The organism is Streptomyces lushanensis (genome assembly GCF_001700515.1).
In the GTDB taxonomy this organism is placed as follows: domain Bacteria; phylum Actinomycetota; class Actinomycetes; order Streptomycetales; family Streptomycetaceae; genus Streptomyces; species Streptomyces lushanensis.
Genome location: NZ_MAUD01000309.1, coordinates 6253 through 12906, shown reverse-complemented (window position 1 = coordinate 12906; position 6654 = coordinate 6253). Strand labels below are relative to the sequence as shown.

Here is a 6654-nt window from a genome sequence, read left to right as displayed (position 1 = left end):
GTACGTCGTCTATGTGGCGGCCGGCCTGCTCGCCCTGTACTTCGTCGTCGGCGCGGTGTTCGCGCCGTTCTTCGGCGTACTGGCGGCGCTGATCGGTATCTGGGGCGGCAACGCCTTCCTCAACTGGCAGCGGACCAAACGTACGGAAGCCTTCATCGGCCAGCTCCCCGAACTGACCCGCGTCCTCGCCAACGCCACCCAGGCGGGCCTGGCGATGCGTACGGCACTGGCGATGGCGGCGGAGGAACTCGACGACCCCGCGGGCGAGGAACTGCGCCGTGTCGCCGACCAGCTCGCCATCGGCCACTCCCTGGACGACGCCCTCGGCGAACTCGCCGACCGCCTCCCGTCCCGCGAACTGGTCGTCCTGGTCACCACCCTGGTCCTCTCCAGCCGCGCCGGCGGCCAGGTCGTCACCTCGCTGCGCAACCTCACGGAGACGCTGGAGGAGCGCAAGGAGACCCGTCGTGAGGTCACGACGATGCTGTCCCAGGTCAAGGTCACCGCGCTCGCGGTCCCGCTGCTCGGCCTCGGCTTCCTGCTGATGATCAACGCCACCACACCCGGCGCGCTGGACAAGATGACGGGCTCGGTGGTGGGCCAGCTGGGCACGGGCATCGCGTTCGCCATGTACGCCGTCGGCTATCTCCTGATCGGGCGTCTGTCCCGGGTCCAGGTCTGAGGCGGGAGAAGAGAGAGATGACAGGACTTCTGCTCGCAATCGCCGTGGGGCTCACCGTGTACGGCGTCTTCCACGGCGTCCGTATGTACCGCGCGGACGCCAAGCTCCCGGGGGATCTGGCGCTCGCCCTCGAGGTCGGTGCCACCCGTACGACCGCCGTGGGATCCGGCATCGACCGGCTCGGTATGCGCTGGGCGCCCAGTGTGCTCGGCATGATGGGCCCGAAGCGGGTCGAGGCCCTGCGCCGCAGGCTGGACATGGCGGGCAACCCGGGCGGTATGACCGTCGACCGCTTCGCCGCCCGCAGGGCCGTCTACGGTGCCCTGGGCGTGTTCGCGGCACTCGCGCTGATGGCCAGGGGACAGACGGTCGTCGCCCTGGTCGCCCTGGCGTACGGTCTGATCTGGCCCGATGTGATCATCCGAGTGGCGATCCGCAGGCGCAAGTCGGACATCGAGCGCACGCTGCCCGACTTCCTGGACGTACTCGCCGTCGTCGTCTCGGCCGGGCTCGGCTTCCGCCAGGCGCTGGAGCGTGTGGCGGACAAGTACACCGGCCCCTGGGCTGACGAACTCAGCATCACCCTGCGCCAGATGGACATGGGCGTCAGCCGCCGGGAGGCCTTCGAGCAGTTGCGCAAGCGCAACGCGTCGGAGCAGGTGTCGATGTTCGTCACCGCGCTCCAGCAGGGCGAGGAACTGGGTGCCCCCATCGTCGACACACTGATCCAGATCGCCAACGACATGCGCCGCGCGGACGCCCAGAACTCCCGGCGCAGCGCGGCCCAAGCCGTACCGAAGAGCACGCTCGTGGTGACCATGGTGATGCTGCCCGCCACCATGATCCTGATCGTGCTGAGCTTCTACTACGGCTCCAACGTCGACTTCGGAAGCATTCTCTCCGGGTAGTCCGGCAGGCCCCGGGGAGCCGTCCCCCCGTCGCCGTCCGCCCATCCGTCCAGACATCCGACCGCACTCGTCCGAAAGGGAGGTGATCTCCATGGGTCAGAAGACGCTCACGCTCACGGGCGGGAACACCAATGAGATGCCGCGTTCGGCCACCGCGGCCCCGAGTCATGTGCCCTCGCTCCCGATCCAGGTCAACGCCCTCCAGGCGCTGTGCCGTCAGGTGTTCGGCTTCCGGCTGGCCATGATCGCGCTCGCCGCGCCCTTCGCCCTGGCCCGTACCGCGCCGGGCCTGGGAACCTGGCTGGTGGGCTCGGCCGTGCTCGTGACCTTCATGGTCTCCTACGTACTGCTGCGCGACTGGGAGCGCTTCGGGCCCTTCCTGCTGCGCCACCCCCTGCTGCTGGCCGTGGACATGTCCTTCGGCGCCCTGCTGCTGGCGACGGCGTCACCGGATTCGACTCTCGCGTATGTGACCATCTGCACGCCGCTGCTGGCCGGACTGGTCTACGGCTGGCGCGGCGCCGCGCTGTTCGCCGTACTCCAGTCGCTGATCGTGGCCGCCGTGTACGCCGTCAACAGCGAGGCGGAAGCGGGCTTCAACGCCCTTCTCCTGCCGGGCCTCTGCGTGATCGCGGGCGCCGTCGGCAGTACGCTGCGCGGTCTGATGCTGGGCTTCGGCACCGCCAGCCATGCGCTGACCGAGGCCCGCGCCCGGCTCGCGGTGCACGGCGCCGTCGAGGAGGAACGGGCGCGGCTGGCCCGGGAGATGCATGACTCGGTCGCCAAGACGCTCCACGGTCTGGCCCTGGCGGCCGACGGTCTGGCGCACTCGGCGGACCGGATGGATCCCCTCACCGTCAAGCACCAGGCGGAGCTGGTGGCGCGCTCCGCCCGGCGCGCCGCCGCCGAGTCCCGGGAACTGCTCTCCGATCTGCGGCGGGAGTCGGGACTGGACGGTGGCGTCGACGTGCTGACCGAACTGCGCACCCGCACCGAGGACTTCGCCCGCCGCCACAGCGTCGAGGCGACCTTCGGACGGATCGGCGAGATGCCCGTACCGCCCGTTCCGCACGCCGTCGCCCGGCATGCCCTGACGATCGCCGGTGAGGCGATGGAGAACGCGCACCGTCACGCGAACCCGACCTATGTGAATGTCTCGGCCGGCGTCGTCCACGATCTTCTGCGGATCAGCGTGTACGACGACGGACACGGTCTGCCGCCCGGTACGACCCTCAACGACCTGCGCCGGGCGGGCCACTTCGGCCTCGTCGGCATGGTCGAGCGGGCGGCGTCCATCGGGGCACGGATCCGGATCGGAAAGGGCCGTGCCTCGAAGGGCACGGAGGTACGCCTGGAACTGCCGCTCACGGCACTGCGGCCCGCCCATGAGGACCAGTGGGCCGGCCGACCCGCGCCCGTCCCCGTCCCGGCACCACAACCGAACTGACACCGAAGGGCCCGTCCACCCGCACCGATCCCGTCCCATCCACCGTCCCCACACCTTGAGAGGAGGCCGCAGCCATGCCGGACGACATCTCCAGAACCTCCGGGCAGCACTGGACACAGCAGTCCCATGTGTCCCAGCACACGTCCTCGCACGCCACACCGCTCAGCTCGGAACACACCGCGGGAGTCCCCACCGCCGGGCCGCCCGCGGCATCCGGACAACTCCCCGACTTTCCCCCGACGTTGCCTGCCGCGCCGTCGATGCGTGTCGTGGTCGCCGACGACAACCCGGTGGTACGGGCGGGTCTCACCGTCCTGCTCTCCGGACGTGACGACATCGAGGTCGTCGCGGAGGCCTCGGACGGCCGCCAGGCCTACGAGAAGGCCGTACAGCACCGTCCCGATGTGATCCTGCTGGACGTACGGATGCCGGGTGTCGACGGGATCTCCGCGCTCCCGCATCTGGTACGGCTGGCACCGGTCCTGATGATGACGTACAGCCGCGAGAGCGAGATCGTCCACGAGGCGCTGAGGCTGGGCGCGGGCGGCTATCTCGTCCACGGCGAGTTCACGGCCGACCAACTGGTCCACGCGGTACGGGACATCAAGCAGGGCCGCGCCCACTTCACCTACTCGGCGTCCAGCGCCCTGCTGGCGACGGTGCGCAACGGCGCGGGACCCGACGGCGGGCCGGCGCGTCTGCCGGAGGGCCTGGGGACGGCGTTCACGGGCTCCGGCTATCTGCCCGCGCTACCGGTTCAACCATCTGCATCTGCACATGTGATGCCGACGGACCAGCTTCCGCCGTTCCCGGCAACCCGGCCCCAGACGGGGCATGTTGACCAAGGGTTGAATCCGCAACAATCTCCTTCAGGGTCTTTGCTTTCGCAAGGGAATGTGGGACATTCTTCTCCGGGGCAGCCGGCCGGGCTCCCTGAGGGCCTGTACTCCGAACTGAGCCAGCGGGAGGTGGAGATCATGGATCTGATCGCGTCGGGCATGACCAATCAGCAGATCGCCGCCGCCTGCTTCATCAGCCAGAAGACCGTGAAGAACCACATCAACCGCATCTTCGCCAAGCTGAACGCGGGCAGCCGCGGTGAGGCCATCGCCCTCTGGCACGGGATCACCCGGGGAAGGCCGGACGGTCATGGCTGAGCGCACAGGCGTTCCCGGGGCCGCGATGACACCGGACGGCGGGGCCCAATCCCCGTATTGGGCCCGCGGTTGGGCCCTGAGGCCCATGGCGGAGGGGACTTCCCCGGCGTACTTTTCTCATGTCGCCAGCCGCACCGGCCAGGAGGAAGCCGGAAGCGCGAACGACATCAAAGACTCGTACGAGTCGGCCGGTGGACGGCCGGCCGACACCGGAGGAGAACACCATGTCGAACATCACGCTGAAGGCCGCCGCCGCGACCAAGGTCTACGTCGGTACCTGGGCGAACACGGCCGTCACGGCGATGAAGGCCCGTCGCGACAAGGGTCAGGGCGCCGTCGAGTACGTGGGTGTGATCGTGCTGGTGGCGCTGATCATCGCGGCCATCGTCGGCACGGACGTGGCGACGACCATCGCCGATGGCCTGACCGAGCAGGTCGGGAACATCCTCGGTGGCGGCGGGGAGTGACACACCGTACGTCCAGTGAGTCAGGGCAGGCCGCTCCCATCTACATCACGATGGTGGCGGGCCTGCTCTTTCTCGCGCTCGCGTTCTTCGCGGTCGGTCAGGCCGGTGCGACACGCAATGACGCCCAGGCGGCGGCGGACGCCGCCGCTCTGGCGGCGGCCCAGGAGTCACGTGATCTCTTCCGTGACGGTCTGCTGGGGGGTCTGCTGGACCCCGAATTCCTGGATGACGTCTTCAACGGCCAGCCGGTCGGCACCGGGAACGGCTGCCAGGCGGCGGCCCGGTTCGCCGATCAGAACGGCGCCGACGTGCTGCCGGGGGAATGCCAGCAGCTGAGCGACGGCCGTTGGGGCTTCAGGGTCGGCGCTCGCAGCCAGGAGCCGATGGGCGACAGCGTCCTGCCGGGAACCGAGGACGAATACGCCGAGGCCCGGGCCACGGCGATCGTCGAACCCCGGTGCGGCTTCACGCCCGCCGAGGACGAGCCGCCGCCCCCTGCGGACGGGGACGAGCCGGAGAACCCGGACGACGCGGAGCCGGCGTCACCGGGCACGCTCGCCTGCGACGGCGGCCTGATCTGGGACATCGATCCGGAGCAACTTGACCTTCTCCCGGACATGGCCGATCTATTCTCCGTCCGACTGGCCCAGGACTGACCGCGAGCGAACGCAAAGGAATGGCACTCATGAGTATGTGGCACGGAGCGAAGGCGCGCAGAGCTGCGGCGGTGGCCCTCGCGGCCACGGCGCTGACCGTCTCACTGACGGCCTGCGGCAGTGGTGGGGGGGACGATGCCAAGGAGAACGGCGGGAGTTCCACGTCCGCCGAACCGAGCGCCGGGACGCCGAACGACGACGGCGCCGGTGGCGAGACGCCGGACGCGAGCCAGGTGCTGGCGACCATGAGCAACGGGAACGGGCTGGAGATCGCCTTTCACTCGGCCAAGCGCGACGAGGGCGGCTTTCTCACCGTGACCGGCACGCTCACGAACACGAGCTCCAAGCAGGAGTACGCGCCGGTCGCGTGGAACGGCAAGGAAACCCAGGTACAGCGCACGGGCAGGTCGTTCGCGGGCTTCACACTCGTGGACAAGGCGGAGAAGAAGCGGTACTACGTGCTGCGCGACACGGACGGCTATCCGCTGACCACCACCGGCGTCGTGGCGGTCAAGCCCGACGAGAAGGTCGCCGTCTTCGCCCAGTTCCCGGCGCCTCCGGACTCCACGACCCAGGTCGACATCCAGCTCCCGCTGATGCCCACCGCCACGATTGAGATCTCCTGATGGGTGCCACGACCTCCCGCGTACGCAGGGGCTCCAGGCGCCCGGCGGTCACGGCTGTCGCCGCCGCCGTGCTCTTCACCAGTGTGCAGTTCACCATGGCCGCCGGCGCGCGCGCCGACGAGACTCCCAGTACCCCGCCGGGCACGGAGTCGACCTCGCCGCCACCCGAGGTGGACGGCAACGCGTCCGGTCTCAAGCTCCGCAGCGGTGCCACGCTCGCTCCGGCCAAGGTGCTGGACATCATCTCGGTGGTCGAGTCCGAGGGCGGTGAGGAGCGTCGTGAGGACACCAACGAGACCGTGAAGTTCGCGCTCCAGGCCGAGGTCCTCTTCGGCAAGGACAGCGCCAAGCTGTCGTCGGCCGCGAACTCCCGTATCGCCGCCATCGCCGACGAGATCAAGAAGCAGGGCGCGTCGAAGGTCCGGGTCTTCGGCTTCACCGACGACCTCGGCTCGGCCGCGCACGGCGATGTGCTCTCCAAGCAGCGGGCCGAGGCCGTGCACGGCGTGCTGGACAGGGAGCTGGCGTCGGCCGGGATCACCTATGAGATCCGGGGCTACGGCGAGCAGTACCCGATCGCCGACAACAGCACCGAGGAGGGCCGCAAGAAGAACCGCCGCGTGGAGGTCTCCTTCCCGCGCGGGGAGAACGGCGGTTCGCAGAGCTGACGCCACGGGCGTACGCGCAGGCACGCGTACGCGCATCCGGGCC

8 protein-coding genes are annotated in these 6654 nt (G+C 69.4%); all 8 read left to right on the top strand.

From position 1 onward, the window contains the following. Positions 1 to 682 (top strand): type II secretion system F family protein (locus tag BFF77_RS23855; RefSeq protein ID WP_066953250.1); only part of this gene is annotated, 682 nt, incomplete at its 5' end. Positions 683 to 699: 17 nt separating this feature from the next. Then, positions 700 to 1590, top strand: a complete 891-nt coding sequence (locus BFF77_RS23850) for a DUF5936 domain-containing protein (protein WP_066953248.1) — start codon at positions 700 to 702, stop codon at positions 1588 to 1590. A 136-nt stretch (positions 1591 to 1726) separates the two neighbouring features. Continuing rightward, positions 1727 to 3037: a sensor histidine kinase gene (locus BFF77_RS23845; RefSeq protein ID WP_107422232.1), complete on the top strand. Its 1311-nt coding sequence runs from the start codon at positions 1727 to 1729 to the stop codon at positions 3035 to 3037. Positions 3038 to 3111: 74 nt separating this feature from the next. Next, the gene (locus BFF77_RS23840; RefSeq protein WP_066953244.1) at positions 3112 to 4194 is read left to right on the top strand and encodes a response regulator transcription factor; all 1083 of its coding nucleotides are present in this window, start codon (positions 3112 to 3114) and stop codon (positions 4192 to 4194) included. 224 nt (positions 4195 to 4418) lie between these two features. Then, positions 4419 to 4661: a hypothetical protein gene (locus BFF77_RS23835; RefSeq protein WP_066953242.1), complete on the top strand. Its 243-nt coding sequence runs from the start codon at positions 4419 to 4421 to the stop codon at positions 4659 to 4661. Continuing rightward, positions 4658 to 5317: a pilus assembly protein TadG-related protein gene (locus BFF77_RS23830; RefSeq protein WP_079125432.1), complete on the top strand. Its 660-nt coding sequence runs from the start codon at positions 4658 to 4660 to the stop codon at positions 5315 to 5317. The genes BFF77_RS23835 and BFF77_RS23830 overlap by 4 nt, the downstream gene beginning before the upstream one ends. Before the next feature lie 29 nt (positions 5318 to 5346). Next, positions 5347 to 5943: a hypothetical protein gene (locus BFF77_RS23825; protein ID WP_066953240.1), complete on the top strand. Its 597-nt coding sequence runs from the start codon at positions 5347 to 5349 to the stop codon at positions 5941 to 5943. Continuing rightward, a complete protein-coding gene (locus tag BFF77_RS23820; RefSeq protein ID WP_066953238.1) occupies positions 5943 to 6611 on the top strand; it encodes an OmpA family protein in 669 nt (222 codons plus the stop codon). The genes BFF77_RS23825 and BFF77_RS23820 overlap by 1 nt, the downstream gene beginning before the upstream one ends. Positions 6612 to 6654 lie beyond the last annotated feature (43 nt).

What these genes read in the sequence shown, in the direction of transcription:
- BFF77_RS23850 (WP_066953248.1), top strand. Translation starts at nt 700, where the DNA reads ATGACAGGACTTCTGCTCGCAATCGCCGTGGGGCTCACCGTGTACGGC.
- BFF77_RS23845 (WP_107422232.1), top strand. Translation starts at nt 1,727, where the DNA reads ATGCCGCGTTCGGCCACCGCGGCCCCGAGTCATGTGCCCTCGCTCCCG.
- BFF77_RS23840 (WP_066953244.1), top strand. Translation starts at nt 3,112, where the DNA reads ATGCCGGACGACATCTCCAGAACCTCCGGGCAGCACTGGACACAGCAG.
- BFF77_RS23835 (WP_066953242.1), top strand. Translation starts at nt 4,419, where the DNA reads ATGTCGAACATCACGCTGAAGGCCGCCGCCGCGACCAAGGTCTACGTC.
- BFF77_RS23825 (WP_066953240.1), top strand. Translation starts at nt 5,347, where the DNA reads ATGAGTATGTGGCACGGAGCGAAGGCGCGCAGAGCTGCGGCGGTGGCC.
- BFF77_RS23820 (WP_066953238.1), top strand. Translation starts at nt 5,943, where the DNA reads ATGGGTGCCACGACCTCCCGCGTACGCAGGGGCTCCAGGCGCCCGGCG.